Genomic DNA, 15,616 nt, shown 5'->3' with positions numbered 1-15,616 from the left:
ATAGGACTTACTAGGCTCAAGCCCATGACCGCCTCCGCGTCCGACCCATCGGACCCCCTGGAAGCCGCCACCCAGGCCACCCGCAGCCTCCAGGGGCTGTCCACGGAGCTCACCGCCCGCGTGCCGCAGCTCCTGGAGGCCATGCGCTCGGTCGGCACCGGGCTCGAACTCCACTCCACGCTCGACCGGATCTGCGAGACCGCCGCCGAACTCGCCGACGCCCGGTACGCGGCGATCGGCGTCGTCGACGAGGAGGGCGAGGGTCTTTCCGACTTCGTCACCTTCGGCGTCGGCGAGGACCTGGCCCGCCGCATCGGCCACCGACCCGACGGGCACGCGGGACTGCTCGGCGCGCTGATCCGCGACCCGCAGACCATCCGCCTCGCCGATCTGTCCACCGATCCCCGCTCGGCGGGCTTCCCGCCGGGACACCCGCCGATGCGGAGCTTCCTCGGCGTCCCCATCCGGGTCCAGGGCGAGATCTTCGGCAACCTCTACCTCGCGGAGAAGCACGGCGGCGGCGAGTTCAACGACTACGACGTGCACATGGTCCGGGTCCTCGCCACCGAGGCCGGCATCGCGATCGGCAACGCCCGCCTGTACGAGGCGGCCCGGCAGCGCGAACGGTGGATCGACGGCTCGGTCGCCGTCACCACCGCGCTGCTCTCCGGCGGCGACGCGGACGACGCGCTCACGGTCGTCGCCGAGCAGGCCCGCCGGCTCGCGGACGCCGACGCGGGGATCGTGCTGCTGCCCGCCGAGGAGGGCGGCCTGGAGATCGTCGCCGTCTCCTCGCCCCGGCCCGTGAAGTCGCTGGGCATGGTGATCCCGCCCGAGAGCGCCGTCGTGAAGGAACTCCTGGACGGCGAACCCGTCTTCGTGGCCGACGCCTCGACCGACCCGCGCATGCTGAGCCGGCTGACGTCCTCGTACGGGCCGAGCATGATCCTTCCGCTGCAGTCCGGCGGGCGGGTCCTCGGCGCGCTCGCCACGCCCCGGGCGCGCGGCGCCCGGCAGTTCACGGAGGCGGAGCGGACGCTCGCCACCCAGTTCGCCTCGCAGGCCGCGCTCGCGCTGATGATGGCCGACGCACAGCGCGACCGGGAGCGCCTCGCCGTCTTCGAGGACCGCGACCGGATCGCCCGCGACCTGCACGACCTGGTCATCCAGCGGCTCTTCGCCACCGGCATGATGCTGGAGAGCGCCCAGCGGAAGTCGATCGTTCCCGCCGTGCGCGAGGGCGTCGGCAAGGCCGTGGACGAGCTGGACGTGACCATCCAGGAGATCCGTACGGCGATCTTCGCGCTCCAGCAGGGCCCCGCCGAGGCCCCGTCGGGGCTGCGCACCCGCGTCCTGCGGGAGATCAACATGGCGGCCGTGCCGCTCGGCTTCAAGCCCGCGCACCGCTTCCTCGGCGCGATCGACTCGACGGTCGGGGAACTCACCGGCAAGAACCTCATCGCCGCCCTGCGCGAAGCGCTCTCCAACGCGTTCCGGCACGCGGACGCGAGCCGCATCGAGGTCGTCGTCGACGCCGGGGTCACCCTGCCCGACGGCTCCGCCGGGGTGCGCCTCTCGGTCGCCGACGACGGCATCGGCATCCCGGAGGGCGGGCGGCGCAGCGGCCTGCGCAACCTGGCCCGCCGGGCCGAGTCGCTGGGCGGCGCGAGCTGGTGCGACCCGGGTCTCGGCGAGGACGGCGGCGGAACGACGGTGGTGTGGGAGGCGCCGCTCTGACCGTCAGGCCTGTGCCTGTGCCCCTGTCGCGGCCAGCGCTTCGGCGACGAGCTGTTCGATGACGACGGCCACGCCGTCCTCGTTGTTGCTCACCGTCCGGCCCGAGGCGGCGGTGACGACGTCCGCGTGGGCGTTGCCCATCGCGTACGAGCGGCCGGCCCAGCTCAGCATCTCGATGTCGTTCGGCATGTCGCCGAAGGCGACGACCTCCTCGGCCGCGATGCCGCGCTCGGCACAGCACAGGGCCAGGGTGGAGGCCTTGGAGACGCCGAGCGCGCTGATCTCGATGAGGGCGGTCGGGCTGGAGCGGGTGAACGCGGCCAGGCCGCCCGCGGCCTCCCGCGCGAGCGCGAGGAACACGTCGGGGTCGAGCTCGGGGTGCTGGGCGAGCAGCTTGAGCACCGGGGCCGCCGAGCCGGGCGTCTCCTCGAAGAGGAGCTTCTCGGCGGTGGCGACGGTGGCGCCGGGGTCGAGGAAGAACGGCGGGTACAGCGGCTCGTAGTGGATGCCGGTGGTCAGCTCCACGGCGAAGGACGTCCCCGGCGCGGCGGCGCGCAGCGCGCGGACGACGTCGAGCGCGACCGGCCGCTCCAGCGGACGGACCTCCAGGAAGGTGCCTCCCGCGTGGAGGTCGACGACGGCGGCGCCGTTGGCGCAGATCGCGAGCCCGTGCCCGTGGACGTGGTCGCTGACGACGTCCATCCAGCGGGCCGGGCGGCCGGTGACGAAGAAGACCTCGATCCCGGCCTGCTCGGCCGCCGCGAGTGCGGCGACCGTGCGCGGGGACACGGACTTGTCGTCGCGCAGCAGGGTGCCGTCGAGGTCGGTGGCGATCAGCCGGGCCACCGGGGCGGAAGGGCGAGGGGAAGGGGGAGAGGTCACCGCACCATTCTTCCCCACCGGGCGCACGGGCGTGCGAGGAGCTGCACAGATGAGTGCGCGGGCTGCCGGGGCGGTGGGTTCAGTGACGGCCCGGTGGGCGCGGCGGTCGTCGACGTGGGTGAGCGGGTAGTGCGCGAGATCGGCGCGCGAGAGGGACTTCGGCCGGGCCACCGCCGTCGCCCGAAGCGCCCGGGCCGAGCGGCGCACGCCGGTGCGTCAGGACGTGGCCGTAAATCCCCGTTCGTTTCCGGCGTGGCGGGGAAGATTCCCGGGAGCTGACGGCGTATCCGGGGAGGGCGGGCATGGTCGCGGGCCGGCGACGCGCGGAGTGCGACTCCTGCGGTGTCCCGTGCGGGACGTGGGTCGCGAGCCTCGGCATGGCCCTCTGCGCGCGGTGCGAGCGGGCCGGAGCCGCGCACCCCACGCGCGAGCCGGTGCTGGTGGGCGACGTCCTGGCGGGCCTGACCGACGCCATGGCCCAGGGGGCCCGCGTCGTGGCCCAGCGGACGCGTTCGGGGAGCGTCGTACGGGACGGGGACGGGCCCGGGAGCGCTGTACGGGACGGCGTCGGGAGTGGGGTGCCGGAAGCGCGGGCCGCGTCGCTCGCGGCCTGTGACCGGTGCGGGGCACTCGCCGAGTGGCACCGCACGGTGCGCGGCCGCTGGGTCATGATCGAGCCCGGGGAACTGACGGCCCGGCTCGTCCCGCCGGGCAGACGCTGGCGCGTCGCGGGCGACGGCACCGCGGTCAACCTGGGATCGGCCATGCCGTCCGACGGATGCCGGGTCAGTCACTTCGACGTCTGCCCGGCCCGCCCGGCACCGGCCGACTCTCCGGTCATGCTCGCCCTGTGGCGGAGCCACGCCCGGCGCACGGCCTGACCCGCCCCTGCGCGGGGCGGGTCGACGCGCTCAGCCCAGCTGGGCGAGCGCCTCCGTGGCGATGGTCTCGAATACGGTCTGGTCGGCGGCGAAGTCGGAGTCCGCGATCGGCCAGTGGATCACGATCTCGGTGAAGCCGAGCTCCCGGTGGCGCCCGGCGAAGTCGACGAAGGCGTCGACGGACTCCAGCGGCCGGCCCCGGTCCGGGGTGAAGCCGGTCAGCAGGATCTTGTCCAGCTCGGCGTCGTCCCGCCCGGCCTCGGCGCACGCCTTGGCGAGCTTCTCGACCTGGCCGCGCAGGGCCGCCACCGACTGCTCGGGCGTGCCCTCCTCGTACAGCTTCGGGTCGCCGGTCGTCACCCACGCCTGCCCGTACCGCGCGGCCAGCCTCAGCCCGCGCGGCCCGGTCGCCGCCACCGCGAACGGCAGCCGAGGGCGCTGGACGCAGCCCGGGATGTTCCGCGCCTCGTCGGCCGAGTAGAACGTGCCGCGCTCCGTCACCGCGTCCTCGGTGAGGAGCCGGTCGAGCAGCGTCACGAACTCGCCGAACCGGTCGGCCCGCTCCTTCGGCGTCCACGCCTCCTGCCCGAGCGCGGTGGCGTCGAAGCCGTTGCCGCCGGCGCCGATGCCGAGCGTGATCCGCCCGCCGGAGACGTCGTCCAGCGTGATCAGCTCCTTGGCGAGCGTCACCGGGTGCCGGAAGTTCGGCGAGGTCACGAGGGTGCCGAGCCGGAGCCGCTCGGTGGCCGTCGCCGCCGCGGTGAGCGTGGGCAGCGCGCCGAACCACGGGCCGTCGCGGAAGCTCCGCCACGAGAGGTGGTCGTAGGTGTACGCGGCGTGGAACCCGAGTTCCTCGGCGCGCCGCCACTTCTGGCGACCTCCCTCGTGCCAGCGGTCGACGGGCAGGATCACGGTGCTCAGGCGCAGGGTCATGGATCCGAGCCTACGGCGGTCAGCGGACTCGGGCGCTCATCCAGGGGGTGAGCGTGACTCCCGTGACCAGCTCCTTGTACGTCTCGTCGCCGGGCAGCGGGACGATCAGCCACCAGCCGGGCGGGAAGAACCGGCCGTTCACATGGGCGAGCCCGCCGTGGACGGAGCGCAGGAAGGCGGGGACCGCGTCGCGGGGGACGTCCGCGAATTCGATCCCGTCCACGGTGATCCTGGCGTCGTCCTCGGGGAAGACCTGGACGGTGACGGAGGGGGAGCCGCCCAGCTCGACGTAGGCCTCGTGCGGCAGCGATCCGTCCGGGTCGAGGACGACGAACGCGCCGGAGGAGGTGCGCCGGGACGTCTGGTCCGCGCCGATGGAGTCGTCGACCGTCATCTCCAGGTGGAACTCCCGGGCGATCTCGCGGATCGCGGTGACGGCTGCTTCGGTGGTGGGCAGGTGCGGGTGAGCCATGGGAGCGATCATGCCGCACGGCCCGTGGGGGTCGTCCGGTTCAGGAGGGGAAGCGGAGGAACTCCGGCGGGACGGCGTCGGTCAGCCAGACCCCGTTGGCGCTGACGTGGAAGACGTGCCCGGCCCGCCGCATGGCTCCGGCGTCGACGCTCAGCACGACGGGCCGTCCCCGGCGCGCGCCGACCCGGGTCGCCGTCTCCCGGTCGGGGGAGAGGTGGACGTGGTGGCGGGCCATGGGCCGCAGCCCCTCCGTCCGGATCGCGGGGAGCCGGTTCGCGACCGTGCCGTGGTAGAGGTACGCGGGCGGTTCGGCGGCCGGCAGGTCCAGGTCGACCGTGACGGTGTGGCCCTGGCTCGCACGGATGCGGGTGCCCTCGATCGCGAAGCGCTTCTTGTCGTTGGCCGCGACGACGTGGTCGAGCTCGGCGCGGGTGATCCGGAAGCCGTGCTCGGCGGCGGCCCGGAGCAGGTCGTCGATCTCGGTCCAGCCGTGTGCGTCGAGGACGAGCCCGATGTGCTCGGGCTGGTGGCGCAGATGCTTGGAGAGGTACTTCGACACCTTCACGGTGCGTCGTTCATCCATCTCGATTTCTTCCCCGTTCAGGTTTGATCCACAAGCAAGTGGAGTTATCCACAAGTAAGTTGGCGATTCTGTGGACAACGGGGCTGTCAGGTCAAGGCATTTACTCAACTTCATCGGATTTACTCCGCCTTGCGGCAAGTGCGTCCAATGTCCTTTTGTTGACCTCTCGTTCCGTGGCCGCCGCGATGAAGGCCTCGATGCCCTCCGCGCCGACGAGGCTCTGAACAGCCCGTATCGTCCCGGCCGGGAGCGACACCGGGCGCGGCTGGTCGTCCCTCGCCTGCGGCGGCTCCGGCGACAGATGGAACTGGAGGTGGCGGGTGGCCAACAGGCGCATCGCCCGCGCCAGTTCGGCGTCCACGGTCTGCTGGGCGAGCGGCCTGAGCCGCCGCACCATCGTCGCCGCCTCGGCCGCGTCCGCGTCCGTCGGCGGCCGGTGCTCCAGATACCGCGCGAAGACATGCTCGGTGGTGAACTCCAGGAAACGGGACGCGATGTGCTCGACCTGATCGCGAAGTTCCCTCAGGTGCCCGGTGATCGCGGCCAGCGGGACGCCCGCCGCGTACAACTCGGCCGCCACCGCCAGCTCTTGCGGACTCGGTACGAGGAACTCCTCGCCCTCCCGGCCCTCCGGGCCCTCCGGGCCCTCCCGGACCGGCAGCCGCTCAAGGACGCCGAGCTCGACGGCCTCCCGGATGGCCTCCTCGTCCGGCGTGCCCCCGAAGCGGGAGTCGAGGTCCGCGCGGGAGATCCGGTCCGACTCCTCGTCCGTCCACGGCCCGTGGACCTCCGCGACCAGGCCGAGCACCCCGCCGAGCCCCCGGCCGGTGTCCCAGGCCTCCAGGAGTTCCTTGATCGAGGCCAGGGTGTAGCCGCGGTCGAGGAGGTCGGCGATCTGCCGGAGCCGCGCGAGGTGCGCGTCCCCGTACACGTTCGACCTGCCCCGCCGCTCCGGACGGGGCAGCAGGCCGCGGTCCTGGTAGGCGCGGATCGTCCGGACCGTGGCCCCGCTGTGATGGGCGAGATCCTCGATCCGGTACTCCGGCCGTGCTGACTGCTCGGACAAACCCGCTCCCACCGACCGCATGCTCCACCCCGCCACCGCGAGGCCCCTCCTGGGAGGGATCGTACGACCGCCGGTCCAGGCCCGACCCTGCCGGTCACGGCGGCACGACCACCGGTCCAGGTCCGGTCGGGTCACAGCGGCGCGACCACCGGTCCGGGTCCGGCCGGGTCATGGCGGCCACGACCACCGGTCCGGGTCTGGCCGGGTCATGGCGGCCACGACCACCGGTCCGAGTCCAGCCGGGTCACGGCGGCACGACCGCCCGTCCCGGGCCGGGACCGGCCCCGTCCGTTACGCCGGGGGCTGCCAGCGGGCCAGGGCCCGCAGGGCTCCCGGGCTGAGCCGGGACAGGAAGCGGGCGCCCCGGGCCTCGGGGGTCACCGGGACGACGGCCCGGTCGTGCAGGACCGCCCCCAGGATCGCGTCCGCGACCTTCTCCGGCGGGTAGTTCCGCAGGCCGTACAGCCGGGAGGCCTTCTGCTGCCGCCGCTTCTCCTCCGCCGCGTCCGTGACCCCGGCGAACCGCGCGGTCGCCGTGATGTTGGTGTTGACGATGCCGGGGCATATCGCGGACACCCCGATGCCCTGGTCGGCCAGCTCGGCGCGCAGGCACTCGCTGAGCATCAGCACCGCCGCCTTCGACGTGCTGTACGCGGGCAGCGCCCGGGAGGGCTGGAAGGCCGCCGCCGAGGCCGTGTTGACGATGTGGCCGCCCTGGCCGCGCGCGGTCATCTGCGCGCCGAAGAAGCGGCAGCCGTGGATGACGCCCCACAGGTTGACTTCCAGGACCCGCTTCCACTCCTCCGCGGAGGTCTCGAAGAAGGAGCCGGTGAGCCCGATGCCCGCGTTGTTGACCAGCACGTCGACGACGCCGTACTCGGCCGCCACCTTCGCCGCCAGCTTCTCCATCGCCTGCTCGTCGGCGACGTCGACCGTCTCCCCCCAGGCCTCGGGGGCGCCGATCAGGCGCGCCATCTCGGCCGTGCGGGCCGCCCCCTCGGTGTCCCGGTCCACGGCCACCACCCGGGCGCCGGCCTCCGCGAACGCGAAGGCGGTGGCCCGCCCGATGCCGCTGGCCGCCCCGGTGACCAGGACGAGCTGCCCGCCGAACCGCTCCGCGTACTCCGGCTTCACACCGCCCTTCGCCGCGGCCTCCGCGACGGGCTTCGGCGCCTTGACCGCCGCGTCCTCGTTGGCCCGGACGAAGTCGGCGATCCAGGCGGACAGCTGGTCGGGACGGGTGCGCGGCACCCAGTGCTTGGCGGGCAGGGTGCGCCGGGTCAGGTCCGGCACCCAGCTGCCCAGGTCGTCGTAGAGCCGCTCGGAGAGGAAGGCGTCCCCCGTCGGAGTGATCAGCTGCACGGGCGCGTGCGCGTACGCGTCGGGTCGCGGCCTGCCGAGCCGGGCCCGGACGTTGTCCCGGTAGAGCCAGGCGCCGTGCGCCGCGTCGTCCGGCAGGGAGGCCGTCGGGTACTCCCCGGCGGGGACCTTCTCCATCCGCTCCAGGACCTTCGGCCAGCGCTTGCCGAGGGGCCCGCGCCAGGCGAGCTCCGGCAGCACGGGCGTGTGCAGCATGTACACGTACCAGGACTTGGCGCCCTGGCCGAGGAGCTGGCCGACCCGGCGCGGGGTCGGCCGGGTCATCCGCTGCTTGATCCAGTGCCCGAAGTGGTCGAGCGAGGGCCCCGACATCGAGGTGAAGGAGGCGATCCTGCCCTCGGTGCGCCGCACGGTCGCGAACTCCCAGGACTGCACCGAGCCCCAGTCGTGGCCGACGAGGTGGACCGGACGGTCCGGGCTGACGGCGTCGGCGACCGCGAGGAAGTCGTCCGTCAGCTTCTCCAGGGTGAAGCCGCCGCGCAGCGGGGCCGGCGCCGTCGACCGGCCGTGGCCCCGGACGTCGTAGAGCACCACGTGGAACTCCTCGGCCAGCCGGCCGGCGACCTCCGACCACACCTCCTTGGAGTCCGGGTACCCGTGCACGAGCAGCACGGTCGGCCGGTCCGCGTCGCCGAGCTCGGCGACGCACAGCTCGATCCCGCCCGTCCGGACCCAGCGCTCCCGCGCTCCGTTCAGCCCCGCCATCAGACCGCTCCCTCGTTCCAGCGCCGCACGTGCGGCAGATCGTCGTCCAGCCAGAAAGCGCTCTGCTCGGGGTCCCGGGAGTCGGTGACGACCAGGATCTCCTCGAACTTGGCGCCCGTCCCCCGGAATCCGAGGTGCGGTTCGACCGCCCAGAGCCCTGGCATGGGCGGGTGGTCGGAGAACTTGTACGGCGACCAGAGCGGCGACCAGCCGTCCCGGTGGCCGTGCACGGCGTCACTCGCGAGGCCCTTGAGCGACTGGGTGCCGAAGCCGAAGAGCGTCGGCGCCCAGCGGCGCTCCCTCACCCGGTCGATCTTGTGGGCGATGACGCCGAAGGGATAGGCCCGGTGCCTGTTCGCGTACCCCTGGCGGACCATGAGCCGGTCCACGTCCTCGTATATCTCGCGCAGCGTCCGGCGCTCGCGCACCTCGCGCAGGATCAGCTCGCGGTGGGCCTCCAGGTCGGCGAGCAGCTTGTCGTGCAGCGGGTTGAGGCCCAGGCAGCCGCTGTAGCCGATGTCGGCCGTGTAGCCCTTGTGGACCGGGGCCATGTCGAGGATGAACGGCATCCCCGCCTCCAGGCGCCGGTTCGTGGGGAAGAACTGCAGCGGGACCTTGAAGTCCACGAAGGCCGTGCGGTCCCCGAACCAGGCGAAGGGCCGGTGGAACCAGTCCCTCACACCCCGCTCGTAGAGCCACTCCCGCTGCATCCGGGCGGCCTCGCGCTCGGTCACGCCCGGCTTGAGCTGGGCCGCGACGGCTTCCGCGCACTCGTAGGAGAGCCGCTGTACTTCCCTGAACCCCCGCAGCTCCGCGGAGAGTTCGCCTGTCACTGCTGAGGTCATGCCACCCGCCGTCCGTGTGTGAGCGCCCGGCTGCGCTACGCGTCCGTAACTTGACACCGATGAATGTGACAATGCCCGGAGGCTGAGTCAAGGGGTCGGACCGCGGCCTGTGGAAAAGTCCGGGGAAAGACCGACCGACGGCCCGGGAAAAAAGACTTTCGTCGTGACGCCCTTATGGGCTTGTACTCCTGAAGTGGGAGAAGGATCGAGCCGTTGGTCTGACGACTCCTGTGGCGCAGGCCACTACCGTCGAAGCGTGACTGTGATCGCCACCGAAAGCCTCAGCAAGCGGTTCCCCCGGGTGACCGCTCTCGACCGGCTCTCCCTGGACATCGGGCCCGGTGTGACCGGACTGGTGGGTGCCAACGGAGCCGGCAAGTCCACGATGATCAAGATCCTGCTCGGGCTCTCCCCCGCCACGGAGGGAAGCGCCCAGGTCCTGGGCCTCGACGTCCGGACCCACGGCCCGGAGATCCGCGAGCGCGTGGGGTACATGCCCGAGCACGACTGCCTCCCGCCGGACGTCTCGGCCACCGAGTTCGTCGTCCACATGGCGCGGATGTCCGGGCTGCCCGCGACCGCCGCCCGGGAGCGGACCGCCGACACCCTGCGCCACGTCGGCCTGTACGAGGAGCGCTACCGCCCGATAGGCGGCTACTCGACGGGCATGAAGCAGCGGGTGAAGCTGGCCCAGGCGCTGGTCCACGACCCGAAGCTGGTCCTCCTCGACGAGCCGACCAACGGCCTCGACCCGGTCGGCCGGGACGAGATGCTCGGACTGATCCGCCGGGTCTGGACCGACTTCGGCATCTCCGTCCTCGTCACCTCGCACCTCCTGGGCGAGCTGGAGCGCACCTGCGACCACGTCGTCGTCATCGACGGCGGAAAGCTGCTGCGCTCCAGCTCCACCAGCGACTTCACCCGGACCACCACGACGCTCGCGGTCGAGGTCACCGACTCCGACACCCACCCCGACGGCACGACGGCGCTCCGTGCGGCCCTCGCCGACGCCGGTGTCACGATCCACGCGGGCGTGGAGGACGGCCTGCCGGGCGCCGGCCACATCCTGCTCCTGGAGGCCCCCGGCGAGGAGACGTACGACCTCGTGCGGGACACCGTCGCCGGCCTCGGTCTCGGGCTCGTCCGCATGGAGCAGCGCCGCCACCACATCGCCGAGGTCTTCAAGGCGACGGACCAGGAGGAGGTGCCGGCTCGATGAGCTCCCAGGCCCCCGAAACGACCCAGATCCACAACATCGGCTACCGGTCCTACGACGGCCCGCGCCTCGGCCGGGCGTACGCGCGCCGCGCGCTCTTCTCGCAGTCCCTGCGCGGGGCGTACGGCCTCGGCCGCAGCGCCAAGTCGAAGGTGCTGCCGATGCTGCTCTTCGCGGTGATGTGCGCGCCCGCGCTGATCATCGTCGCGATCTCGGTGTACACCAAAGCGGACAAGCTCTTCATGGAGTACACCCAGTACGCGGTCTACCTCCAGCTCGTCATCGCCGTCTTCCTGGCCTCCCAGGCGCCCCAGTCGGTCTCCCGCGACCTGAGGTTCCGCACGGTCCCGCTGTACTTCTCGCGCCCCATCGAGCGGGTCGACTACGTGCTCGCCAAGTACGGGGCGATGGCCTCGGCGGTCTTCGTCCTCACCGCCACCCCGCTGGTCATCATGTGGATCGGCTCGATGCTGGCCAAGATGGACTTCGCCGAGCAGGCCAAGCTGTTCGGGCAGGGCCTCGTCTCCGTCGCCGTCCTGTCGGTGCTGTTCGCCGGCGTCGGCCTGGTCATGGCCGCGCTCACCCCGCGCCGCGGCTTCGGCGTCGCCGCCGTGATCGCCGTCCTCACCATCTCGTACGGCGCGGTCTCCACCCTCCAGGGCATCTCCTACGCCACCGAGAACACCGGCTCCATCGTCTGGCTCGGCCTCTTCTCCCCCCTCACCCTCGTCATCGGCCTGCAGAACGCGTTCCTCGGCGCTCCGGCCTCCTTCCCCGGCGAGATGCAGGTCAGCACAGGCACCGGCACGGTCTACCTGCTGGTCGTCCTCGGCCTCGTAGCCGCCTGCTACGGCATCCTGATGCGCCGCTACCGAAAGGTCGGACTGTGAGCACCCTGCACATCGACCACGTCTCGCGCTGGTTCGGAAACGTGGTGGCGGTCAACGACATCACGATGTCGATCGGCCCCGGCGTCACCGGCCTCCTCGGCCCCAACGGCGCCGGGAAGTCCACCCTCATCAACATGATGGGCGGCTTCCTCGACCCGTCCACCGGCAGCGTGACCCTCGACGGCCAGCCGGTCTGGCGCAACGAGTCGGTCTACCGCTCCATCGGCGTCGTCCCCGAGCGGGAGGCGATGTACGACTTCCTCACCGGCCGCGAGTTCGTCGTGGCCAACGCCGAACTCCAGGGCCTCGGCGCGGCGGAGGCCCAGCGGGCCCTGGCGACCGTCGAGATGGAGTACGCGCAGGACCGGAAGATCGCCACGTACAGCAAGGGCATGCGGCAGCGCGTGAAGATGGCCTCGGCCCTCGTCCACGAGCCGTCCGTGCTGCTGCTCGACGAGCCGTTCAACGGCATGGACCCGCGCCAGCGCATGCAGCTGATGGACCTGCTGCGGCGGATGGGCGCGGACGGCCGCACGGTCCTGTTCTCCTCGCACATCCTGGAGGAGGTCGAGCAGCTCGCCTCCCACATCGAGGTCATCGTGGCCGGACGGCACGCCGCCTCCGGCGACTTCCGCAAGATCCGCCGGCTGATGACCGACCGGCCGCACCGCTACCTCGTCCGCTCCAGCGACGACCGGGCGCTCGCCGCCGCCCTGATCGCCGACCCGTCCACGGCCGGCATCGAGGTCGACGCGGTGGACGGCGGACTGCGGATCCAGGCCGTCGACTTCGGACGGTTCACCGAGCTGCTGCCGAAGGTCGCGCGGGAGCGCGGCATCCGGCTGCTCACGGTCTCGCCCTCCGACGAGTCCCTCGAATCCGTCTTCTCGTATCTCGTCGCGGCCTGAAAGGAGCACGACCCCGATGTACGACCCCACGGTCGCCCGGCTCACCTACCGGGCCCTCCTCGGCCGCCGCCGGGCGGCGATCCTCTTCCTCCTGCCCGCCCTGCTCCTGGTCATCGCAGCGGCCGTCCGCATGCTCAACGGCGCGGACGACCAGGTCGCGTCCGACCTCCTCGGCGGCTTCGCGCTCGCCACGATGGTCCCGCTGATCGGCGTCATCGCCGGCACCGGTGCGATCGGCCCGGAGATCGACGACGGCTCCATCGTCTACCTGCTCTCCAAGCCGGTGAAGCGGTCGACGATCATCACCACCAAGCTGATCGTGGCCATAGCCGTCACCATGGTCTTCTCGGCCGTGCCGACGCTGATCGCCGGCTTCATCCTGAACGGGAACGGGCAGCAGGTCGCCGTCGCCTACACGGTCGCCGCGCTCGTCGCCTCCATCGCCTACAGCGCGCTCTTCCTGCTCCTCGGCACGGTCAGCCGGCACGCCGTGGTCATCGGCCTCGTCTACGCCCTGGTGTGGGAGGCGCTCTTCGGCTCCCTGATCTCCGGCGCCCGCACCCTCAGCGTCCAGCAGTGGGCGCTCGCGCTCGCCGAGAACGTCACCGGCGACGGCCTGGTGAAGTCCGATGTGGCCCTGCCGACGGCGACGGTGCTGCTCGTCGCCGTCACCCTCGGCGCCACCTGGTTCGCCGGCCGCAAGCTGCGCACGCTGAAGCTGGCCGGCGAGGAGTAGAAGCCCCGCGGGCGTCAGACCGTGCGGTCCCGGGCGGCGAGCAGTCCGACGCCCGCGGCCGCCGCGCAGACGGCGAGGACCAGCGCGATCGGCAGGGTCCAGGAGCCGGTGGCCTGGTGGAGGGCGCCGGCCGCGAGCGGCCCGGCGGCGGCCATCAGATAGCCGACCGTCTGGGCCATCCCGGACAGCCCGGCCGCGGTCACCGCGTCCCCGGAGCGCAGCACGATCAGGGTCAGGGCGAGGCCGACGGCGCCGCCCTGACCGACACCGAGGACCGCCGACCAGAGCCAGGCACCCTCCACGGGCGCCACCATCAGCCCGGCGTAACCGGCCGCGACCAGCGTCGTGACCAGCACGATCAGCGGGCGCTGGCTACGCATCCGGCCGGCCAGCAGCGGCACGACGAAGGCGCCGGCGACCTGGATCAGGTTGTTGAAGGCGAAGACCACACCGGCCGCAGAGCGGCTCATCCCGTGGTCGGTGAAGATCGTCGGCATCCAGGCGATCAGCACGTACGACCACAGCGATTGCAGCCCCATGAAGAGGGTGACCTGCCAGGCGAGCGCCGAGCGCCAGACGCTCACCGGGCGGGCGCCGCCGGCCGGGACGGCCCGTACGCCGTGTCCCGGGCGGTTACGGGCGATCAGCACCTGCGGGAGCCAGGCGAGGGCCGCGACCGCGGCGAGCAGAGACCAGAAGCCCAAGGAGGCCTCCCAGCCGCCGCCCAGGGCTTTCTCCAGCGGCACCGCGGAGGCCGCGGCGACCGTGGCGCCGGCGATCATCGCGCCCGTGTAGACCGAGGTCATCGCGGCGGCCCGGTCCGGGAAGTCGCGCTTGATCAGACCCGGCATCAGCACGTTGAGCAGGGCGATCGCGGTGCCGACCAGGATCCCGCCGCCGTACAGCGCGTACACGGACGGCAGGACGCGCGCGAGGGTGCCGACGCCGAGCAGCAGCAGCGCCGCGAACAGCACGCGCTCGGCACCGAACCTGCGCCCGAGCCAGGGCGCGACCAGGGCGCCGAGACCGAGGAAGAGCACCGGCACCGAGGTCACGAGCGAGCTCGCGGTCGACGAGAGCCCGAAGGCGGCGGATATCTCGCCGACGAGCGGCGCCACGCTCGCCAGCGCGACCCGCATGTTGAGCGAGGCCAGCACGATGCCGACGAGGAGCACGACGGGACGCGCGAACAGGGCGCGGCGCGTGCGTGCCCCCTCGGCCGCCCGCCGGACCCGGACCGTGCCCGAGCCCAGCGCCGCCGGGCCCGTACCCGTACCAAGGCCCGGGCCTGCACCCGTACCAACGTCCGGGGGCGTACCCGCGCCTGAACCCCTACCCGTACCCGCGCTGAAATCAGTACCCGTACCCGCTCCGGATCCGGCACCCGGTCGTGTCCCCGTGCTCACTTCTTCTCCTCCGTCAGGGACGTGACCGCTTCCATCGGGGCCCGCAGCAGTGCGCGGGCCTCGTGTTCCGCGGCGTCCTGGTCGCCGGCCTCGACGGCGGCGGCCAGGGCCTCGTGGGCGTCGATGTCGACCGGGGGCATCTCCCGGTCGCCGAGGGCCTCGACGAGGACCTCGTGAACCTGCGCGGAGAAGAAGCGGTACACCTCGACGAAGGCCGCGTTGTGCGTCGCGCCGACGAGCGCGAGGTGGAAGGCGAGGTCCGCGTCCGCGTCCCGGTCGCCCTCCTCCCGCAGGGTGGTCAGGGCGTCCCGCAGCCGCCGCAGGTCGTGGGCGTCGCGCCGGGCGGCCGCGAGCCGGGCGGCCTCGGCCTCCAGGGCGATCCGCAGTTCGAGGACGTCGGCCGCGCCCGCGTGCCGGACCCCGCGGAGCACGGCGGCCGGGTCGGCGGTCGACCTGACGAAGGTGCCGTTGCCCTGCCGGGACTCCAGGAGGCCCGCGTGGACGAGGACCCGGACGGCCTCGCGGACGGTGTTGCGGCCGACGCCGAGCTGCTGGGCGAGCTCGTGCTCGGTCGGGATGCGGTCGCCGACGGCCCACTCCCCGTCGGTGAGCTGCGTGCGCAGCTGTTCCACCACGGAGTCCACCAGCGAGGTCCGCCCCGCCGCCTTGAGTGCCATCGAAATCCCCTATTCGCCCGGTTGCCCAGTCATCCTACAAGTGACCTCCCTCGCCTCCCCCGCCGGGCCGCAGCGACCGGACTACTGTGGGCTCGTACGTGTGCCGAACACCCTCACCACCCTCGGGAGTCAGTCATGTCAGACCGCTTCGACGTCGTCGTACTCGGAGCTGGCCCCGGCGGCTACGTCGCCGCCATCCGCGCCGCCCAGCTGGGCAAGCGGGTCGCGGTCGTCGAGGAGAAGTACTGGGGCGGTGTCTGCCTGAACGTCGGCTGCATCCCCACCAAGGCGCTGCTGCG

The 15,616-nt window shown here is 72.5% G+C and carries 16 protein-coding genes; 7 read left to right on the top strand and 9 right to left on the bottom strand.

Annotated elements, in window-relative coordinates; translation table 11 throughout:
- Positions 1-24: 24 nt before the first annotated feature.
- Positions 25-1,737: a GAF domain-containing sensor histidine kinase gene (locus ACZ7HT_RS07625; RefSeq protein ID WP_471161181.1), complete on the top strand. Its 1,713-nt coding sequence runs from the start codon at positions 25-27 to the stop codon at positions 1,735-1,737.
- 3 nt (positions 1,738-1,740) lie between these two features.
- Here the strand turns inward: ACZ7HT_RS07625 and ACZ7HT_RS07620 are convergent, their stop codons facing one another.
- The gene (locus ACZ7HT_RS07620; RefSeq protein ID WP_471161178.1) at positions 1,741-2,619 is read right to left on the bottom strand and encodes a Cof-type HAD-IIB family hydrolase; all 879 of its coding nucleotides are present in this window, start codon (positions 2,617-2,619) and stop codon (positions 1,741-1,743) included.
- Positions 2,620-2,921: 302 nt separating this feature from the next.
- On the opposite strand from ACZ7HT_RS07620, the gene ACZ7HT_RS07615 reads away from it, so the two are divergent.
- Positions 2,922-3,500 (top strand): DUF6083 domain-containing protein, encoded by a 579-nt coding sequence (locus ACZ7HT_RS07615; RefSeq protein WP_471161174.1) that lies wholly within the window; start codon positions 2,922-2,924, stop codon positions 3,498-3,500.
- A 30-nt stretch (positions 3,501-3,530) separates the two neighbouring features.
- Here ACZ7HT_RS07615 and ACZ7HT_RS07610 read toward each other — a convergent pair whose 3' ends face one another.
- From ACZ7HT_RS07610 to ACZ7HT_RS07585, 6 genes are all read right to left on the bottom strand, one after another.
- Positions 3,531-4,433, bottom strand: a complete 903-nt coding sequence (locus tag ACZ7HT_RS07610; protein WP_471161172.1) for an LLM class flavin-dependent oxidoreductase — start codon at positions 4,431-4,433, stop codon at positions 3,531-3,533.
- A 19-nt stretch (positions 4,434-4,452) separates the two neighbouring features.
- A complete protein-coding gene (locus ACZ7HT_RS07605; protein ID WP_471161169.1) occupies positions 4,453-4,905 on the bottom strand; it encodes a hypothetical protein in 453 nt (150 codons plus the stop codon).
- 40 nt (positions 4,906-4,945) lie between these two features.
- Entirely contained in the window at positions 4,946-5,488 is a 543-nt protein-coding gene (locus tag ACZ7HT_RS07600) for an RNA 2'-phosphotransferase (RefSeq protein WP_471161167.1), read from the bottom strand.
- Between the two features lie 100 nt (positions 5,489-5,588).
- A complete protein-coding gene (locus tag ACZ7HT_RS07595; protein WP_471161164.1) occupies positions 5,589-6,575 on the bottom strand; it encodes a MerR family transcriptional regulator in 987 nt (328 codons plus the stop codon).
- 270 nt (positions 6,576-6,845) lie between these two features.
- Entirely contained in the window at positions 6,846-8,639 is a 1,794-nt protein-coding gene (locus ACZ7HT_RS07590; RefSeq protein ID WP_471161162.1) for an SDR family oxidoreductase, read from the bottom strand.
- Positions 8,639-9,484 (bottom strand): M24 family metallopeptidase, encoded by an 846-nt coding sequence (locus ACZ7HT_RS07585; protein WP_471161159.1) that lies wholly within the window; start codon positions 9,482-9,484, stop codon positions 8,639-8,641. Before ACZ7HT_RS07585 ends, ACZ7HT_RS07590 begins: the two co-directional genes overlap by 1 nt.
- Positions 9,485-9,746: 262 nt before the next feature.
- Between ACZ7HT_RS07585 and ACZ7HT_RS07580 the strand changes: the two genes are divergently transcribed.
- The 4 genes from ACZ7HT_RS07580 to ACZ7HT_RS07565 are packed head-to-tail and all read left to right on the top strand — an operon-like array spanning position 9,747 to position 13,234.
- A complete protein-coding gene (locus tag ACZ7HT_RS07580; RefSeq protein WP_471162146.1) occupies positions 9,747-10,703 on the top strand; it encodes an ABC transporter ATP-binding protein in 957 nt (318 codons plus the stop codon).
- Entirely contained in the window at positions 10,700-11,590 is an 891-nt protein-coding gene (locus tag ACZ7HT_RS07575; protein WP_471161156.1) for an ABC transporter permease, read from the top strand. The genes ACZ7HT_RS07580 and ACZ7HT_RS07575 overlap by 4 nt, the downstream gene beginning before the upstream one ends.
- A complete protein-coding gene (locus ACZ7HT_RS07570; protein ID WP_471161153.1) occupies positions 11,587-12,498 on the top strand; it encodes an ABC transporter ATP-binding protein in 912 nt (303 codons plus the stop codon). The genes ACZ7HT_RS07575 and ACZ7HT_RS07570 overlap by 4 nt, the downstream gene beginning before the upstream one ends.
- A 16-nt stretch (positions 12,499-12,514) precedes the next feature.
- Complete coding sequence (locus ACZ7HT_RS07565) at positions 12,515-13,234, top strand: ABC transporter permease (protein ID WP_471161150.1); 720 nt, start codon at positions 12,515-12,517, stop codon at positions 13,232-13,234.
- Positions 13,235-13,248: 14 nt separating this feature from the next.
- Here the strand turns inward: ACZ7HT_RS07565 and ACZ7HT_RS07560 are convergent, their stop codons facing one another.
- Together ACZ7HT_RS07560 and ACZ7HT_RS07555 are read right to left on the bottom strand one after the other, a co-directional pair.
- Positions 13,249-14,487 carry a CynX/NimT family MFS transporter gene (locus ACZ7HT_RS07560; protein ID WP_471162144.1) on the bottom strand — a complete coding sequence of 413 codons (1,239 nt, stop codon included), beginning with the start codon at positions 14,485-14,487 and terminating at the stop codon, positions 13,249-13,251.
- A 149-nt stretch (positions 14,488-14,636) separates the two neighbouring features.
- Positions 14,637-15,317 (bottom strand): FadR/GntR family transcriptional regulator, encoded by a 681-nt coding sequence (locus tag ACZ7HT_RS07555; RefSeq protein WP_471161147.1) that lies wholly within the window; start codon positions 15,315-15,317, stop codon positions 14,637-14,639.
- A gap of 135 nt (positions 15,318-15,452) precedes the next feature.
- Here ACZ7HT_RS07555 and ACZ7HT_RS07550 point away from each other — a divergent pair.
- Positions 15,453-15,616: FAD-dependent oxidoreductase (locus tag ACZ7HT_RS07550; protein WP_471162142.1), on the top strand; the 164-nt coding region annotated here is incomplete at its 3' end.

Source organism: Streptomyces sp. NPDC037410 (assembly GCF_055602235.1).
The sequence above is the reverse complement of the archived record's forward strand: the minus strand, read 5'-3'. Positions and strand labels throughout refer to the sequence as shown.

What these genes read in the sequence shown, in the direction of transcription:
- ACZ7HT_RS07600 (WP_471161167.1), bottom strand. Translation starts at nt 5,488, where the DNA reads ATGGATGAACGACGCACCGTGAAGGTGTCGAAGTACCTCTCCAAGCAT.
- ACZ7HT_RS07595 (WP_471161164.1), bottom strand. Translation starts at nt 6,575, where the DNA reads ATGCGGTCGGTGGGAGCGGGTTTGTCCGAGCAGTCAGCACGGCCGGAG.
- ACZ7HT_RS07565 (WP_471161150.1), top strand. Translation starts at nt 12,515, where the DNA reads ATGTACGACCCCACGGTCGCCCGGCTCACCTACCGGGCCCTCCTCGGC.
- ACZ7HT_RS07575 (WP_471161156.1), top strand. Translation starts at nt 10,700, where the DNA reads ATGAGCTCCCAGGCCCCCGAAACGACCCAGATCCACAACATCGGCTAC.
- ACZ7HT_RS07610 (WP_471161172.1), bottom strand. Translation starts at nt 4,433, where the DNA reads ATGACCCTGCGCCTGAGCACCGTGATCCTGCCCGTCGACCGCTGGCAC.
- ACZ7HT_RS07590 (WP_471161162.1), bottom strand. Translation starts at nt 8,639, where the DNA reads ATGGCGGGGCTGAACGGAGCGCGGGAGCGCTGGGTCCGGACGGGCGGG.
- ACZ7HT_RS07585 (WP_471161159.1), bottom strand. Translation starts at nt 9,484, where the DNA reads ATGACCTCAGCAGTGACAGGCGAACTCTCCGCGGAGCTGCGGGGGTTC.
- ACZ7HT_RS07555 (WP_471161147.1), bottom strand. Translation starts at nt 15,317, where the DNA reads ATGGCACTCAAGGCGGCGGGGCGGACCTCGCTGGTGGACTCCGTGGTG.
- ACZ7HT_RS07625 (WP_471161181.1), top strand. Translation starts at nt 25, where the DNA reads ATGACCGCCTCCGCGTCCGACCCATCGGACCCCCTGGAAGCCGCCACC.
- ACZ7HT_RS07615 (WP_471161174.1), top strand. Translation starts at nt 2,922, where the DNA reads ATGGTCGCGGGCCGGCGACGCGCGGAGTGCGACTCCTGCGGTGTCCCG.
- ACZ7HT_RS07605 (WP_471161169.1), bottom strand. Translation starts at nt 4,905, where the DNA reads ATGGCTCACCCGCACCTGCCCACCACCGAAGCAGCCGTCACCGCGATC.